This is a genomic window from Streptosporangium sandarakinum (assembly GCF_050942225.1).
GTDB lineage: Bacteria > Actinomycetota > Actinomycetes > Streptosporangiales > Streptosporangiaceae > Streptosporangium > Streptosporangium nondiastaticum.
Genome location: NZ_CP192034.1, coordinates 4,947,248 through 4,964,230, shown reverse-complemented (window position 1 = coordinate 4,964,230; position 16,983 = coordinate 4,947,248). Strand labels below are relative to the sequence as shown.

12 protein-coding genes are annotated in these 16,983 nt (G+C 73.8%); 8 read left to right on the top strand and 4 right to left on the bottom strand.

The annotated features are described in order from the left end of the window. Positions 1-235: 235 nt before the first annotated feature. Together ACQP10_RS23295 and ACQP10_RS23290 are read right to left on the bottom strand one after the other, a co-directional pair. Positions 236-1,144, bottom strand: a complete 909-nt coding sequence (locus tag ACQP10_RS23295; protein WP_433539707.1) for a 5'-3' exonuclease — start codon at positions 1,142-1,144, stop codon at positions 236-238. An 85-nt stretch (positions 1,145-1,229) separates the two neighbouring features. Continuing rightward, a complete protein-coding gene (locus ACQP10_RS23290; RefSeq protein WP_346022458.1) occupies positions 1,230-2,459 on the bottom strand; it encodes a PP2C family protein-serine/threonine phosphatase in 1,230 nt (409 codons plus the stop codon). 234 nt (positions 2,460-2,693) lie between these two features. On the opposite strand from ACQP10_RS23290, the gene ACQP10_RS23285 reads away from it, so the two are divergent. Both ACQP10_RS23285 and ACQP10_RS23280 read left to right on the top strand, forming a co-directional pair. Then, positions 2,694-3,809, top strand: a complete 1,116-nt coding sequence (locus ACQP10_RS23285; RefSeq protein WP_179828196.1) for a M24 family metallopeptidase — start codon at positions 2,694-2,696, stop codon at positions 3,807-3,809. A 74-nt stretch (positions 3,810-3,883) separates the two neighbouring features. Continuing rightward, positions 3,884-5,029, top strand: a complete 1,146-nt coding sequence (locus tag ACQP10_RS23280) for an acyl-CoA dehydrogenase family protein (RefSeq protein WP_346022457.1) — start codon at positions 3,884-3,886, stop codon at positions 5,027-5,029. A gap of 170 nt (positions 5,030-5,199) precedes the next feature. Here the strand turns inward: ACQP10_RS23280 and ACQP10_RS23275 are convergent, their stop codons facing one another. Together ACQP10_RS23275 and ACQP10_RS23270 are read right to left on the bottom strand one after the other, a co-directional pair. Beyond that, entirely contained in the window at positions 5,200-5,949 is a 750-nt protein-coding gene (locus tag ACQP10_RS23275; RefSeq protein ID WP_399501361.1) for a hypothetical protein, read from the bottom strand. 463 nt (positions 5,950-6,412) lie between these two features. Then, a complete protein-coding gene (locus tag ACQP10_RS23270; protein WP_433541937.1) occupies positions 6,413-7,828 on the bottom strand; it encodes a dihydrolipoyl dehydrogenase family protein in 1,416 nt (471 codons plus the stop codon). 193 nt (positions 7,829-8,021) lie between these two features. Here ACQP10_RS23270 and ACQP10_RS23265 point away from each other — a divergent pair, with 193 nt between their 5' ends. The 6 genes from ACQP10_RS23265 to ACQP10_RS23240 all read left to right on the top strand — a co-directional run bounded on the left by ACQP10_RS23265 (position 8,022) and on the right by ACQP10_RS23240 (position 16,950). After that, the gene (locus ACQP10_RS23265) at positions 8,022-9,791 is read left to right on the top strand and encodes a sensor histidine kinase (protein WP_399501363.1); all 1,770 of its coding nucleotides are present in this window, start codon (positions 8,022-8,024) and stop codon (positions 9,789-9,791) included. A gap of 77 nt (positions 9,792-9,868) precedes the next feature. Further along, positions 9,869-10,336 carry an Lrp/AsnC family transcriptional regulator gene (locus tag ACQP10_RS23260; protein WP_179828206.1) on the top strand — a complete coding sequence of 156 codons (468 nt, stop codon included), beginning with the start codon at positions 9,869-9,871 and terminating at the stop codon, positions 10,334-10,336. A gap of 436 nt (positions 10,337-10,772) precedes the next feature. After that, positions 10,773-13,100, top strand: coding sequence for a HelD family protein (locus ACQP10_RS23255; RefSeq protein ID WP_346022453.1), 2,328 nt, complete (start codon positions 10,773-10,775; stop codon positions 13,098-13,100). Positions 13,101-13,691: 591 nt separating this feature from the next. Beyond that, a complete protein-coding gene (gene lnt / locus ACQP10_RS23250; protein ID WP_399501364.1) occupies positions 13,692-15,353 on the top strand; it encodes an apolipoprotein N-acyltransferase in 1,662 nt (553 codons plus the stop codon). Beyond that, positions 15,353-16,096, top strand: a complete 744-nt coding sequence (locus ACQP10_RS23245; RefSeq protein ID WP_179828212.1) for a polyprenol monophosphomannose synthase — start codon at positions 15,353-15,355, stop codon at positions 16,094-16,096. The genes lnt and ACQP10_RS23245 overlap by 1 nt, the downstream gene beginning before the upstream one ends. A 239-nt stretch (positions 16,097-16,335) precedes the next feature. Further along, positions 16,336-16,950: an FxsA family protein gene (locus tag ACQP10_RS23240; protein WP_399501365.1), complete on the top strand. Its 615-nt coding sequence runs from the start codon at positions 16,336-16,338 to the stop codon at positions 16,948-16,950. Positions 16,951-16,983: the final 33 nt, after the last annotated feature.

The following is a 16,983-nucleotide window of genomic DNA, read 5'->3' as shown; positions in this document are numbered from 1 at the left end:
TGGCCGCGCCGGAGGCGGTGGATCCTGGCATCTCGACGTCCTTCGGGTGCGGGGTCGAAGGACACGACTTCCCCGCAGCGCCCCGATGATGCCCACCGCGCCCGTCTCCGCCGGGCCCCGCCGTACGGCCGTCCCACCGAGGGCGGGCGCGGCGGGACGGCCGCCGCGGGCCCTCAGCACGCGGCGGTACGGCGGCGCGAACCTTCAAAGCGCGGCGGTACGGCGGCGCGGACCCTCAGAGCACGGCGGACAGGCGCTTGAGCGGGCCGTGCAGGCCGTACCGTTCGGCCAGGGCGTCGAGCGCCTCCGGGTCGCGCGGCGCGGCGGGCAGGGACAGGTCGAGCTCCGGGACCGGCGCGTCGTGCGCCACCCGGACCACCGCGGGGGCGGCGCGCAGGTAGTCGCGGGCCGCGGCGAGCTTGGCGCGTTGCCCGGCCGGCAGGTCGCCCGCGCCGTCGTCCAGGGCCGTGACCAGCGCCTCCAGCGAGCCGAACCGGGTGATCAGCGCGGCCGCCGTCTTGTCGCCGATCCCGGCGACGCCGGGCAGGCCGTCGCTGGGGTCGCCGCGCAGCACGGCGAAGTCGGCGTAGGAGCGGCCCGGCACGCCGTATCGGGCGGACACCGCGGCCTCGTCGACGATCTGGAGGTTCTTGACGCCCCGCGCGGTGTAGAGGACGCGGACGGGCCGGGCGTCGTCGACGAGCTGGAACATGTCGCGGTCGCCGGTGACGATGTCCACCGGCCCGCGGGCGCGGGCGGTGAACGTGCCCATCACGTCGTCGGCCTCGTAGCCGGGCACCCCGATGCGGGCGATGCCGGCGGCGTCGAGCACCCGCTCGATCACCGGCACCTGCGGGGCCAGGGTGTCGGGGACCTCCTCGCCGCCGTCGGCGGCGAGCCGGTGCGCCTTGTAGGAGGGGATCGCCGCCACCCGGAAGGCCGGGCGCCAGTCGGCGTCCATGCAGGCCACCAGTTCACCGGGGGAGTGCTCCCGGACCAGCATGGCGATCATGTCGATGAGCCCGCGGACGGCGTTGACCGGCATGCCGTCCGGCGCGGTCACCGATTCGGGGACTCCGTAGAAGGCACGGAAGTAAAGGGAGGGGGTGTCGAGCAGAAGGAGCTTCTGGGGACTGGTCGTCATGGCATCAGCATGCCCTTAAGTCGTCGGGGAACGGGAGAAGCCGCCGGCGGGCGCTTGGAGGCATCGGCTCGGGCATGGCGGTCGTTCAACCGGCCGGGGCGAACGCCAGCACGCAGACGTCGTCTTCGGGGTTGGGGCCGCCGACCGCCTCGACCAGCCGGTCGAGGCCGGCGGACAGGCCGGCCCCGCGCAGCCCGGACAACCCGGCCGCCGCCTTCAGCAGCAGCGCGACGCCGTCGTCGATGTCGCGGTCGCGCCGCTCCACGAGGCCGTCGGTGAACAGCAGCAGCAGGTCGTCCTCGCGCAGCCGGATCTCGGCCGAGGCGTACGGCTCGGTGAGGGTGGCGCCGAGCAGCACCCCGTCGGGCGGGGCGAGCTGGACGGCCGTCCCGTCGCGGACCAGGACCGGCGCGGGGTGCCCGGCCTGGCTCCAGGTGAACACGCCGGTGGCCGGGTCGAGGTGGCCGGCGACGGCGGTCGCGGTGGCCTCGGCCATCCGGTGCGTCACCAGGTGGTTGAGCCACGACAGCAGCCGGCCGGCCGGCTCGCCGGTCATCGCCAGTGCCGTCAGCGCGTGCCGCAGCACGGTCATCTCCGCGGCGGCGGGCAGGCCGTGCCCGGACACGTCGCCGACGGCCAGCAGGATCCGGCCGTCCGGCAGGGGGACGGCGTCGTGCCAGTCGCCGCCGAGGCCGTCCTCGGCGCCGGCCGGATGGTAGCGCGTCTCGATCCGCGCGCCGGGCAGGCCGGGCGGGGAGGCGGGGCCGGGCAGCAGCGCCCCGCACAGGGCCTCGCTCCGCCGCCGCTCCAGAGTCGCCCGGCCGAGGAGCTCGCCCAGCCGGCGCCGCGCCTCGGCGATGCCGTGTTCGGCCAGGCGGTGGCCGGTGACGTCCTGGATCACGCCGTGCACGGCGGTGCGCCCGCCGGCCGCCACGGGGTCCAGGGCCGCCCGCAGGTTGCGGATCTCGCCCCGGCGGCGGATGCGGAACTCGGTCTCGCCGGGCTCGGCCCGGTGCACGACGGACCGCAGCAGGCGGTCCAGGCCGGCCCGGTCACCCGTCTCGACGTGGGAGGCCAGGTCCGCCAGGCGGATGGGCCCCTCGCCGGGATCGCGGCCGAAGATGGCGTACACCCGGTCGGACCAGATGGTCTCCCCGGTCTGGAGATTCCATTCGGCCCAGCCGAGATCGCCCAGCCGTTCGGCCTGTGCCAGCCGGACGCTGAGGAGGTGGTGTTCGACGGCCAGGTGCTCGTCCAGCTCTCCCCGCGGGCGCCGCGTCGTGTCGGTCGCGGTCAGCGGGGCAGAACCGGTCACGTGGTCGTTTCGTGGGTGGAGGGGGGGCTGGTGGCCGCCCACTACGCCGACCATTTAGCTCGCTCTCGAAATGTGTGGTCTTGCGGACATTCTATTGACAAATTGTGATCGTGCTTCAACGGAGTGTAGTGATGTCGTCGCGATCCGGGTGGGGTTTCCCGGGCTTTCCCGCACTTTCCTTGGTGCTCCGGGGCCGGATGCGTCGTTCGTCCTTCCGGTATTAGATTGGGCGATGTGACAACGGAGTCTGCTGACCTGTATCCCGTTACCCGCCTGGCCGACGCCCAGCGGGCGACCGCCGCCGCCGGGCTCGGAGCCCTGCTCCTGACGCCCGGCCCCGACCTGCGGTACGTGACCGGCTACGACGCGCTGCCGCTGGAGCGGCTCACCTGCCTGGTGCTGCCGGCCGAGGGCGACGCCTTCCTCGTGGTGCCCCGTCTGGAGCTGCCCGCCGCCGAGCACTCCCCGGCCTCCCGGCTGGGCGTCGAGTTCGTGCCCTGGGACGAGACCGACGACCCGTACGCGGCGATCGGCGCCCGGCTGGGCGGGGTCTCCCGGGTCGGCCTGGCCGACCGCATGTGGGCGATGCAGTCGCTGCGCTTCCGCGACGCGCTCCCCGGCGCCGAGCAGGTGCTCGCCGGGACGGTCCTGCGGGGGCTGCGCATGCGCAAGAGCCCGGCCGAGGTGGCCGCGCTGCGCGAGGCGGGCGCCGCCATCGACGCCGTCCACGCCCAGGTGCCCGAGTTCCTGCGGGCCGGCCGTACCGAGCGGGAGGTCGGGCGGGACATCGCCGAGGCGATCGTCGCCGCCGGTCACGCGACCGTCGACTTCGTCATCGTCGGCTCCGGCCCCAACGGCGCCAGCCCGCACCACGAGCTGTCGGACCGGGTCATCCAGCCCGGGGAGCCGGTCGTGGTGGACATCGGCGGCCAGATGCCCAGCGGCTACTGCTCCGACTCCACCCGGGTCTACTGCGTCGGGGAGCCCCCGGCCGACTTCGTCAAGTACTACGACGTGCTCCAGCGCGCCCAGGAGGCCGCCTGCCGGGCGGTACGGCCCGGCGTCGCGTGCGAGGCCATCGACGCCGCCGCGCGGGAGGTGATCGCCGAGGAGGGCTACGGCGAGTACTTCATCCACCGCACCGGCCACGGCATCGGCCTGGAGACCCACGAGGAGCCCTACATCGTCGCGGGCAACGCCGAGCCGATGGCGCCGGGCTTCGCCTTCTCCGTCGAGCCGGGCATCTATCTCCCCGGCGCCCACGGCGCCCGCATCGAGGACATCCTCGTCTGCACCGAGGAGGGTGGCGAGCGGGTCAACCACCGGCCTCGCGAGCTCGTCATCGTGTAACAAGTGTCACAATCGGGGTGGCCGGTGAACCCGGTCACCCTTTTTGTCGCTCTCGCCCATGACCTGGAGCGGATATGACCGTTGAACGTGTTCTGCCGACCGCCGAGGCCCACGACCTGATCGACCTGGTCCGCGACCTCGTCGGCAAGGAGGTCGCGCCCCGGGCCGCGGCCGATGAGGCCACCGGGCGCTTCCCCCGGGAGGTCTTCACCACCCTGGGCCGCGCCGGCCTCCTCGGGCTGCCCTACCCCGAGGAGCACGGCGGCGCGGCGCAGCCGTACGAGGTCTACCTCCAGGTGATCGAGGAGCTGGCGGCCGGATGGCTGGCGGTCGGCCTCGGCCTGTCGGTGCACACCCTGTCGTGCTTCCCGGTCGCCGCCTACGGCACCGACGCCCAGCGAGCGGAACTGCTGCCGGAGATGCTCGGCGGCGAGCTGCTGGGCGCCTACTGCCTGTCGGAGCCCCACTCCGGCTCCGACGCCGCCGCCCTGACCACCCGGGCCGCGCGCGACGCCGACGGCTACACGGTGGACGGGGTCAAGGCGTGGATCACCCACGGCGGCGCCGCCGACTTCTACACGCTCATGGCCCGCACCTCGCCCGACGGGGCCCGCGGCATCTCCTGCTTCCACGTCCCGGCCGGCACGCCGGGCCTGTCGTTCGGCGAGCCCGAGCGGAAGATGGGCATGAAGTCCTCGCCGACGGCCCAGGTCCGCTTCGACGCGGCGCGGCTCGGCCCCGACGCCCTGGTCGGCTCCGAGGGCGAGGGCTTCCGCATCGCCATGGCCGCCCTGGACGGCGGGCGGCTCGGCATCGCCGCCTGCGCGGTGGGCGTGGCCCAGGCCGCCTTCGACGCCGCCGCCTCCTACGCCAGGGAGCGCCGGCAGTTCGGCTCGCGGATCGCCGACTTCCAGGGCGTCGGCTTCATGCTCGCCGACATGGCCACCGGCATCGCCGCAGCGCGCGCCCTCTACCTGGACGCCGCCCGGCTGCGCGACGCCGGCCGGCCGTACGGCACGCAGGCCGCCATGGCCAAGCTGTTCGCCACCGACATGTGCATGAAGGTCACCACCGACGCGGTGCAGGTGCTCGGCGGCTACGGCTACGTCGAGGACTTCCCGGTCGAGCGGTACATGCGCGAGGCGAAGGTGCTGCAGATCGTCGAGGGCACCAACCAGGTCCAGCGCCTGGTCATCAGCAGGGCCGTCGCCAAGGGCTGATCGGGGGAAGGCCGGGGCCCCTCCTCAGGCCGGTCTGTTCGGGGTCGGCCTCCTCGGGCCGGCCTGTTCGGGTCGGCCTCCTCCGGATGGCGTGACCCCGGAACCCGTCCCCGCGGACCGCCCTGAACCCGGACCCTCCCGGCCGCCGGAGGCACCGGCGGCCCTCCCGGTCAGCCGGACAGGGGCAGGGCGGAGAGGACGACCACGCAGAGGACGGCGCAGACCAGGGTGACGGCGGCGGTGCGGACCCGCGCCGCCGCGGTCGGCCGCAGGATGACCGGCAACGCCAGGCCCATGACCGCCAGAGCCGCGAGCGACCACGGAACCGCAAGGGAGCCCACGCGGTCCAGCAGCTCCGCCGACCGGAGCTCCTGGGCGAACCGGGCCAGCAGCAGCCCGCTGAGCACTCCCACCACGAGGTCGCCGCACCGGCCGGGACGGCGGCAGAGATGCCCGGTCAGGCCGAAGGCGATCAGCACGGCGGCCAGCACCGCCATCTCCCAGCCGATGCCCCCGATGCCCCCCGTGCCCTCGGTGCCGCCGGGGACGAGCGGGGTCTGGTGGTCGAGCGCGTGAGCCGTCATGTGACCGGCCGCGGTGCCCGCCCCGGTGAGGCCGCCGATCAGCAGGGCCCAGCCGGGCCGGGAGATGCCGCGCGTCATGGCCAGGACCAGCACGCCGTACAGGTAGGGGTCGTAGAAGGCCACGACATGCGCGGGCAGCGCATCGGCGGCCGTCTGACCGGCCAGGGAGAGGGCCATGCCCAGCGTCAGGCCCACCAGCATCCGGCCGATGACGGCCCGCTCCCGCCGATCCAGCACCCGGAAGTCAGGATCGGGGGAGGGATGCCGCTGCTCCGACGCCGGGAGAGCGGACTCCCGGGGCACGGGCCACCCCGCCGCGTCATCACTCGTCCCCATGCGACGGCCTCACCCCCCGGGCGTCATGGAACCTCACCTCTACGGTTGTGATTCCGCATGTTGCCCGCGGGTGGTGTCAGAAAAATCGCAAAACTTATCTAAATTTGCCCTCATTGCTGTACTCATTGCGACACTGCGTGTCGCGGCTCGGGGGCTCTTGCCCGGTGTCTTCCCTCGTCGCTCCGTCGCTTCGCTCCTGCGTTCCTCGGTCCAGACACCGGCGCCCCCTCGCGGGCTCATTGCGACACTTCGTGTCGCGGCTCGGGGGCTCTTGACCGGTGTCTTCCCTCGTCGTTCGCTCGCTGCGCTCGCTCTCTCCTCGGTCCAGACACCGGCGCCCCCTCGCGGGCTCATTGCGACACTTCGTGTCGCGGCTCGGGGGCTGGAGCCCGGTGTCTTCCCTCGTCACTCCGTCGCTTCGCTCCTGCGTTCCTCAGTCCAGACACCGGCGCCCCCTCGCGGGTCAGAGGCCGTATTCCTCCAGGAGGCGGAGCCAGACCTCGCTGACCGTGGGGAAGGACGGTACGGCGTGCCACAGCCGGTCGAGGGGCACCTCGCCGGTCACCGCGATCGTCGCCGAGTGCAGCAGCTCGGCGACGCCCGCGCCGACGAAGGTCACGCCGAGCAGGACGCGGCGGCGCTCGTCCACCACCGCCTTCGCCCGTCCCCGGTAGTCCTCGCCGAGCAGGTAGGCCCCGGTCACCGAGGCCAGGTCGTACTCCACCACGCGCACGTCGAACCCCGCGGAGCGGGCGGCGGCCTCGGTCCGGCCGACCGCGCAGACCTGCGGGTCGGTGAAGACCACCTGGGGCGCGCCGAGGGAGTCGGCGACGGCGCGCAGCCCCGGCAGGTCGTCGCGGTCGCCCCGGACCCGCGCCGCGATCACGTCGCCGCACACCCGCGCCTGGTACTTGCCCATGTGGGTGAGGAGGTTGCGGCCGCTGACGTCTCCCACCGCGTACAGCCAGCCCTCGGGGACCCCGGTGGCGCGCATGCTGTCGTCGACCTCCACCGGGCCCTTCTCGGGCAGGCCCACGGTGCCGAGGCCGAGGTCGCCGGTCGCGGGCCGGCGCCCGGTGGCCATCAGCAGCTCGTCGGCCGTGATCGGCGGGCCCTCGCTCAGGTGGACGGTCACCGGGCCACCCGGTACGGACCGCTCCACCTTCGTCACCTCGACGCCGAAGCGGACGTCGACGCCGCCGTCGGCCAGCGAGTCGCGCAGCAGCTTCCCGGCGAACGGCTCCATCCGGTCCAGCAGCGAGCGGCCCCGCACCAGCATCGTCGTCTCCTCGGCGCCGAGCCCGTGCATGGCCTGCGTCATCTCACAGGCCACCACGCCGCCGCCCACCACGACGAGCCGCTTCGGGATCTCCCGGGCGACGGTCACCTCATGGCTCGTCCAGGGGGCCGCCTCCCGCAGACCGGGGATCGGCGGGAGCGCCGCCCGGCTGCCGGTGGCCAGCACGACCGCGTGCCGGGCGGTCAGCAGGCGGACGGCGCCGCCGGGAGCGGTCACCTCGACCCGCAGCGGTCCGCTCAGCCGCCCCCGGCCCCGTACGAACTCCGCGGGCACGCTCTTGATCCACTTCACCTGCCCGGCGTCGTCGAGGTGCGAGACGGCCTCGTCGCGGCGGGCGAGCACCGCGGCGACGTCCAGGGGGCCCGTGGACATGCCGGGCACCCGGCGGACGTCGGCGGCCAGCTCCACCGGGCGCAGCAGCGCCTTGCTGGGCACGCACGCCCAGTAGGAGCACTCCCCGCCGGCGAGGTCCTCCTCCACCACCGCGGCGCTCAGCCCCCCGCGGACGGCCCGGGCGGCGACGTTCTCCCCGGCGGGGCCGGCCCCTATCACGATCACGTCGAACTCGTCGGACACCATTACCTCCACAGGACGCGTGTGCCGTCGTACGGCGGCGACCGCACCAGCTTCCCACCCTGCCGCCGGTACGTCCTGTCTGCCCCCGAACCCGCCGGTCCGGATCGGGTACGGCGAAGGCCACCCGTTCCGGTATCTTTCGTCAGCCGTTGTGTTCCCCGGCCCTCCGCGGGCCGGATCCCCGAGATGAGACGTCATGACCTCCGACCAGGCGCGCGCCGCCCGTTCCCGGCATGGCCGCTGGAACGCGCAGACATGGTTCAACGTCGTGCTGCTGGCCATGGCCGTGCTGCTCGCCGTATCCGCGGTGTTCGGCGCGAGCGTGCTGCGCACCGCGGCTCAGGCGTCCAACCGGCTCATCGACCAGATCACGGTGGGCAGGCTCCAGGCCGAGCGCATGCAGACGAGTCTCCTGAACCAGGAGACCGGCCTGCGGGGCTTCGCCATCACCGGCAAGGAGGAGTTCCTCCAGCCGTACGAGGACGGCCTGAGCGCCCAGCGGGCCGCCGCGGCGCAGGTGCGGACGGTGGCGCCGGGGGAGAAGGCGCTGGGCCGGCTGGAGTCGGTCGAGCGGCTGAGCGAGCGGTGGCGCTCCGAGTACGCCGAACCGATGATCGAGGCCGTACGGCGCAGCGGCCCCTCGGCCGTGTCCCAGCTGCGGGCCGAGGGGAGCAAGGCCGCCTTCGACGCGGTCCGCCGCGCGCTCGACGACCAGAACGCCGCCTGGAGCGCGGCGAGGGACCGCGCCCGCGCCGAGCTGGAGCGGAGCCGCACGACCCGCGACACCACCTTCTTCATCATCCTGGCCGGCTTCCTCCTGACGATCCTCACGGTCGCGGTGCTGCTGCGGGTGGCGGTGTTCCGCCCCCTGGCGCGCCTGGGCGAGGCGTCCCGCCGGGTCACCGGGGGCGACTTCTCCCATCACGTCGACACCGGCGGCCCGGCCGACCTGGCGGCGCTGTCGAGCGACATGGAGGCGATGCGGCTGCGGATCGTCACCGAGCTGGAGGAGGCCCGCGGCTCCCGGCAGCAGATCGCCGCCCAGGCCGAGGAGCTGAAACGATCCAACGCCGAGCTGGAGCAGTTCGCCTACGTCGCCTCCCACGACCTGCAGGAGCCGCTGCGCAAGATCGCCTCCTTCTGCCAGATGCTCCAGCAGCGCTACGCCGACCAGCTCGACGAGAGGGCGAACACCTACATCGACTTCGCCGTCGACGGCGCCAAGCGCATGCAGGTGCTCATCAACGAGCTGCTCACCTTCTCCCGGGTGGGCCGCGTCCGCCAGGAGCCGGCCCCGGCTGGCCTGAACGAGATGATCGGCCACGCGCTGGCCAACCTCGCGGCGGCCGTGGAGGAGTCGGACGCCGAGATCGAGGTGGGGGATCTGCCGGTGGTCGTCGGCGACCGCACCCAGCTGGTGATGCTCTGGCAGAACCTGATCGGCAACTCCCTGAAGTTCCGCACCCCCGGCAGACGGCCGCACATCCGGATCGAGGCCGAGCGGAGCGACGGGGAGTGGCGGATCTCCCTGACCGACAACGGGATCGGAATCCCGGCCCACTTCGCCGACAAGATCTTCGTGATCTTCCAGCGGCTGCACCACCGGGACGCCTACGAGGGCACCGGGATCGGCCTGGCTCTCTGCCGGAAGATCGTCGAGCAGCACCATGGCAAGATCTGGCTGGACACCGAGTACACCGAGGGCGCCCGTTTCGTCCTCACCCTGCCGGTCGCCGACGTCCCGGACGCTCCGGACGTCTCCGACGGCGAGGCCGGAGCCGAGCGGACGGACGTCCCGGCCCCGTCTTCCGGCGGGACTCCGGCGTCCTCCGGCGAGACCGCGGAGCCCTCCGCCGGGGTTGCGGCGGACGGGAAGGCGGCACGGGCGGAAGCCGGCGGCTCGAAGGGCGCCGGCGACTCGCATGACCCGGGGAACGCGGAAGGCACGCGGGCCGAGAGCGGCTGAGGCGCGGGCGGCGTTGGGACCATGACGTGACCGGAGGGCGGCGCGGGAGACCGCCGGGTGGCTATACCGTTGACCGGGTGGAGGAGATCGACCGCCGAATCGTGACATTACTGGCGAGTGACGGCCGGATGAGTTTCACCGACCTCGCCAAGGAGACCGGGTTGTCGGTGTCGGCGGTGCACCAGCGGGTGCGTCGGCTGGAGAAACGCGGGGTGGTGCGGGGATATGCCGCGCTGGTCGACTACGAGGCGATCGGGCTCCCGCTGACCGCGTTCGTGTCCATCAAGCCGATCGATCCGGCCGCCGCCGACGACGCCCCCGTCCGGCTGGCCCACCTGGCCGCGATAGAGGCGTGCCACAGCGTCGCCGGTGACGAGAGCTACATCCTCAAGGTCAGGGTGGCGTCGCCGTTCGCGCTGGAGGAGCTGCTCAGCCAGATCCGCACCGCCGCCAACGTATCGACCCGGACGACCGTCGTGCTGAGCACGCCGTACGAGCACCGGCCCCCGGAACCGGCGGGCGGCGGGCCCGGCGGGGACGCCTGACCCCGCCCGCCGAGCCCCACGGGGCCCGCTGAGCCCCGTCGGGCCTGGAGAGTGCCCCACGGAGTCCCGCCGGCCTCACGGAAGCCTGCGGGGTCCCACGGAAGCCTCACGGAGCCTTGCGGGAGCCCGTCGCGTCCTTTCCGCCTGTGCGGCGGCGGGGAAGGCGCGGCAGGCCGTACGACGGGCGCGGGAGCGCGGCGGAAGACGTGAGCGGGCCGCATGACGGGCGCGGCGTACGGCGGGCATGCGGCGGGCATGCGGCGGGCATACGGTGGCCGGGGGCGGCGGTGCGTGCGGCAGAGGGCGGGGGAGGTACGAGCCGGGGGAGCGCGTGGGATCAGGCGAGGACGGAGAGGCCGAGACCAAGCTGTGATCGGGGTGTGGAGGCGGGTTCCTCGACGAGGCTGCTAAGATGGCTGGCTGTCACAACAGCCAAATGAGCCCGGAGCATCCCATTAGCATCAACAATAATGGATCGGCGACCGTCCGTCAACACGAGGTCGCTCGGGAGCAGGAATACGTCTCCGCTCTCTACGAGCGGCTCGACGTGCTCCGCGAGCGCACCCAGCGCCAGTTGGACGAGGTGCTCGCGCAGGGTGGGAGCGGCGGCACGCACCAGAACCGCTCCGAGCGCGACAGCTTCGCCGGGATGTACGCCGAGCGCCTGGGCCGCCTGTGGGGCGTGGAGAACGGCCTGTGCTTCGGACGGCTCGACAAGACCGACCAGACCGCCCTCTACATCGGGCGCATCGGCCTGGCCGACGACGACCAGCGCCGGCTGCTGATCGACTGGCGGGCGCCGGTGGCCCAGCCGTTCTACGGCGCCACCCCCGCCGCGTCGATGGGCGTCACCCGCCGCCGCCACCTGCAGACCAAGGGGCGCACGGTGGTCGGGGTGGACGACGACCTGCTCGACCTCGACGGACTCACCGACGAGGACGTCGCCACCCTCAACGGCGAGGCTGCGCTGCTGGCCTCCCTCGGCGCCCGGCGGACCGGGCGGATGCGCGACATCGTGGCGACCATCCAGGCCGAGCAGGACCGCATCATCCGCTCCGACCTGGACGGCGTGCTGGTCGTGCAGGGCGGTCCCGGCACCGGCAAGACGGTGGTCGCCCTGCACCGGGCGGCCTACCTCCTCTACACCCACCGGGAGCGGCTCGCCCGCCGGGGCGTGCTCATCCTGGGCCCCAACTCGACCTTCATGCGCTACATCGACCAGGTGCTCCCCTCGCTGGGCGAGACCGACGTGCTGCTGTCCACGGTCGCCGAGCTGTACCCCGGGCTCGTCCCCACGGTCCGGGAGCGCCCGGAGGTCGCCGCGGTCAAGGGCGACGCGCGCATGGTCCAGGTGGTGGCGCGGGCCGTACGGGAGCGGCAGCGGGTGCCGCGCAAGCCGGTCGAGATCCGCCTCGACGGCCACACCCTCAGGCTCGACGGCCGGGCCCTGGAGGCGGCGCGCAACCGGGCGGCCCGCTCGGGCAGGCCGCACAACGAGGCCCGCGCGGTGTTCGTCCGCCACCTGCTCAACATCCTGGCCCGGCAGATGGCCAAGCAGCTCGGCAAGGGCGTGATCGACGACGACGAGCTGGCCGGCATCCGCGAGGACCTGCGCACCGAGCGGCCCGTCAAGGCCGCGCTGAACAGGCTGTGGCCCTACACCACCCCCCGTCAGCTCCTGGTGGGGCTGTTCACCTCGCGCGAGCGGCTGGAGTACGCCGCGGGCGGGCTGCTGGACGCCGCCGAGCGCGAGCTGTTGCTGCGCGAGCCGCCCCGGCGCGGCGAGGACTGGTGGGCCCCCTCCGACGTGCCGCTGCTGGACGAGGCATCCGAGCTGCTCGGCGACATCGACCCGGCGGTGCTGCGGGCCGGGGCGTGGTTCGCCGAGGAGGAGCAGGCCCTGGCGCGGGCCGCCGCCCAGGACGAGCGGCAGCACCAGCTCACCTACGCCAAGGAGGTGCTGGAGCTGACCGGCCTGGCGGAGATCATGGACGCCGAGAAGTTCGCCGCCCGCCACCTCTCCGACGAGGTGTACCTCACCACCGCCGAGCGCGCCGCGGCCGACCGGACCTGGGCGTTCGGCCACGTCATCGTGGACGAGGCCCAGGAGCTGTCGGAGATGGACTGGCGCATGGTGATGCGCCGCGTCCCCAGCCGGTCGATGACGATCGTCGGCGACCTGGCGCAGACGGGCTCCTCGGCGGGAGCCCGCTCCTGGGGCGACGTCCTCGACCCGTACGTCGCCGGGCGCTGGCGGCAGGAGACCCTCACGGTCAACTACCGCACCCCGGCCGAGCTGATGGCCGTGGCGGCGGAGGTGCTCGCCCTGGTCGGGCCCGGCCTGAGCGCGCCCACCTCGGTCCGCGAGACCGGCGCCCGGCCCTGGGCGGCCTCCCCGGCGGACCGCCTGCCCGGCCTGGTCGCCGCCGAGATCGCCGAGGGGGGCCGCACGGTGGTGATCGTCCCGGAGACCGGCCGGGAGAAGTACGGCGAGCTCGTCACCGGGGCGGTCCCGGGCGCGGTCGCCGCGCCTGGAGCCGCCGCGCTGGACGCCCCGGCGGCGGTCCTGACCGTCGCCGAGGCCAAGGGCCTGGAGTTCGACACGGTCATCGTGGTGGATCCGGAGGCGATCCTGGGGGAGTCGCCACGCGGGGCCAGCGATCTTTACGTCGCGCTGACCAGGGCGACCCGCCGCCTTGGCGTCGTCCACGACGGTCCGCTGCCCGGGGCGCTCTCTCGACTTGAGGTACATCGGATCACATGAGACCATTGACGGCTCTCGCCGATCCTGTCCCAGCTGCGGAAACTTGATGTTTCCGCTGTTAGGGACACGGTTGACATCTGCGCTGGGGTCGGTAGTTTGCTGCCCAGTCCAGCACGGGACTGACCGGTTGGCCGCCTTTCGACATCGCCGCCTCCTGCGCCCGTGACGGGGGAGACCCCGTCCGTACAGCCAGGCGCAGGATCGGTGTTCCGTCGAGGCGGGGCACCCCTTCCGGGCGGGGGGTTGGACCCAGGAGGGGCCCGGGCACCCAGTAGACAACGGCAATCCGCGCCCGCCGCCGACGGGACGGAACCGGTCCGAAGGGCGGCCCGGGCCCTCTTCCCGCTCCCGTGCGAGCGCCGCAAGCGCCGGGGTGATCCCGCGGGCCTCCGTCCGCCCGGGGATCACCCCGTTGCCGTTTCCGGAGACCCGGGGTTCGTCCCGGGACGTTTCCCGGACCGTGGTTTCCTCGCCGTGCTCCGGGGACGGTACCGTTCGGGCTAGGAAAAGGGCCGGACGGGCCGGTCGGAGGGGCCGGGCGCCCGATGCCCGCACGACGCCCGCATGACGCCCCGAAGGAGAGCCACGCCCGTGGTGCAGGAGAAGACGGCCGTCCCGCCTGCGGCCGCGCCGGGGGAGTCCCCCCACCGGTGGGCCGCGCTCCTCTCGCATCCGGCGTCCGGCCGCGCCGCGGCGGCCGTCGCGGGCGGCCTGCTGCTGTTCCTGTCCTTCCCGCCGCTCGGGCTGTGGTTCCTGGCGCCCTTCGGCGTGGCGCTCGCCGTGCTCGCGTCGTACGGCCTGCGAGCCCGCCGCGCCGTGTGGCCGGGCCTGCTGACCGGCCTCGTGTTCCTGCTGCCCGCGCTGCACTGGGCGAGCCCGATCGGGACCGACGCCTGGCTGGGCCTGACGGCCATTGAGAGCCTGTTCTACGCGGCCTGGGCCGCCGGATCGGCCCTGGTGTCCCGGCTGCCCCTGTGGCCCCTGTGGAGCGCCGCGCTGTGGGTGGCGATGGAGAAGGCCCGCGGGTCGTTCCCGTTCGGCGGCTTCCCCTGGGTACGGCTGGCCTTCAGCCAGGGGGACTCGGTCTTCACCCCGTACGCGGCCGTCGGAGGGGCCCCGCTGGTGGGCTTCGCGGTGGCGTTGTGCGGCGGGCTGCTCGCGCTGGCCGCGCTGCGGCTGTGGGCATCGCGGGCGGGGCACGACCCCGGGGCGGGCCCGGGGCCGGGTGGACGCCGGGGCCGGGCGCCGCTGGCGCTGGCGCTCGCCGGGGCGCTGGCCGTGCCGGCCGCGGCGTTCGCCGTGCCCCGCCACGGCGACGAGGGCCGGACGGTCCGGATCGGCGTCATCCAGGGCAACGTCCCCGGCCGCGGCATGAACCCCCTCGGGAACGAGCCGGCGGTGGTGCTGGGCAACCACACCCGGATGCTCCACGAGATGGCCCGCGCCGTACGGGAGGGCCGGATGCCGAAGCCCGACCTGGTCGTGCTGCCGGAGAACTCCACCGACATCGACCCCTACCGCAGCGAGTTCGCCCGCCGCCAGATCGACGACGCCGTCAAGGACGTCGGGGTGCCCGTGCTGGTCGGCGCGGTGGTCGGGATCGGCGAGGACGGCCGGGCGACCCGCAGCATCGTGTGGGACCCGGTGACCGGGCCCGGGGCGTACTACGACAAGCAGAAGCTGGTCCCGTTCGGCGAGTACACCCCGCTCAAGGAACTCATGTTCGCCCTGTTCGAGCGGGCCGCCCTGGTCGGCAAGCAGTCGGTGCCCGGCACCCGCGACGGCGACCTCCGGGTCGGGCCGGTGACCGTCGGGGCGATCAACTGCTACGAGGTCGCCTACGACGGCGTCGTCGGCGACACCGCCAGGACCGGGGCCACCCCGCTGGTGGTGCAGACCAACAACGCGACCTACGCGCTGACGAACCTGCCGCCCCAGCAGCTCGCCATGTCGCAGCTGCGGGCGGTCGAGCACAACCGGGCGGTGCTGACCTCGGCGATCACCGGGATCTCCGCCCTGGTGAACCCGGACGGCGAGGTCGTCTGGCGCACCGGCGAGCTGGTCCCCGCGATGGACGTGCTGACCGTGCCGGTCAGAACCGGGCAGACCATCGCAACCAGGGCTGGCGCGTTGCCCGAATGGATCTTAATACTTATGGGTACGGGCGCGATGGCCGCCGTCGCGGCGCGCCGGATCCGCAACCTTGCCCACTCCGCGGGCGGGAGGGACGAACAGCAGGTGGGAGACGCGTGATGGAGCGGATGCCGGGCCGGGTGCTCGTCGTCGTGCCGACCTACAACGAGCGGGAGAACCTGCCGGCGATCGTGGGCAGGGTGCGCGCCGCGGTGCCCGAGGCGCACGTGTTGGTGGCCGACGACGCCAGTCCCGACGGCACGGGAGCGGTCGCCGACGAGCTGGCGGCCGGCGACGACCACGTCCACGCGCTGCACCGGCCGGGCAAGCAGGGTCTGGGCGCCGCCTACATCGCGGGGTTCCGCTGGGGCATGGCCGAGGGCTTCGACGTCCTGGTGGAGATGGACGCCGACGGCTCCCACCAGCCCGAGGAGCTGCCCAAGCTGCTGGAGCGGCTGGCCGGCGGGGCCGACCTGGTGATCGGCTCGCGGTGGGTGCCCGGCGGCGAGGTGGTCAACTGGCCCGCCTCCCGCGAGTTCCTCTCGCGCGGCGCCAACGTCTACGCCCGGATGATGCTCGGCATCCCGGTCCGCGACGCCACCGCGGGCTTCCGCGCCTACCGCGCCGCCACCCTGGAGAAGATCGGCCTGGACGACGTGGAGTCGCAGGGCTACTGCTTCCAGGTGGACCTGACGCTGCGCACGGTCCGCCACGGCCTGCGCGTCGCCGAGGTGCCCATCGTGTTCGTGGAGCGCACCGCCGGGGTCAGCAAGATGAGCCGGGGCATCATGGTCGAGGCGTTCTGGCGGATCATGCAGTGGGGCCTGGCCGGGTTGCCCGGCCGTCTGCGCCGCTCGCGCTGAGCGCCGGGCCCCGGCCGTCTGCGCCGCTCGCGCTGAGCGCCGGGCCCCGGCCGCCTGCGTCGCTCGCGCTGGGCATCGGGCCCCGGCCGCCGGGACGCCGGGAGCCCCCGCGCGGGCTCCGGGAGAACCCCGGGATGACCTCCGGGGGACATCGGGGAACGTCAGGGAGAACGGTGGAACGCGGCGACGCCCCGGCGCGTTGTCACAGTCGTACGGCTGTCACATGAGTTGAGGAAAAGATGCGCTTAGTGCTGTTCCTGCTTTTCCTGGTGGTCCCGATCCTGGAGATCTGGGTTCTGATCCAGGCGGGGCAGGTCATCGGCGGCTGGCCCACGGTGGCCCTCCTGCTGGCGGACAGCCTTCTCGGCGCCTGGATCGTCCGCCGCGAGGGTCGCAGGGCGTGGCGCGGCCTGCAGGAGGCGCTGCGCGACGGCCGGATGCCCGAACGCGAGCTCGCCGACGGCGCCATGGTCGTCACGGGCGGCATGCTGCTGCTCACCCCGGGCTTCCTCACCGACATCGCGGGGCTCATGTGCCTCCTGCCCCTCACCCGGCCGCTGGTCCGCCGCCTGGGCGCCTGGTTCTTCGCCCGCCGGGTCCGCAGCACCCTCGCCCGGTCGGCCGCCGGGCCGGGCCTCGGCTCGCCGTTCGGGCCGGGCTCGCCGTTCGGCGCGGGTTCCCCGTTCGGCGCGGGTTCCCCGTTCGGTACGGGCTCCGCGGGTTCGCCGTTCGGCGGGACCGGCGGCCAGGATGGTCCGGGCGGCTCCGGCCCGGTGATCCACGGAGAGGTGATCCGCGACGAGCCGGGCCCCGGTCCGGTCCACGACTCGCGCCGCGGCCTCACCGGCGGCTGAGCCCGGCGGACGCGGGCCGAGCCCGCTCCACGG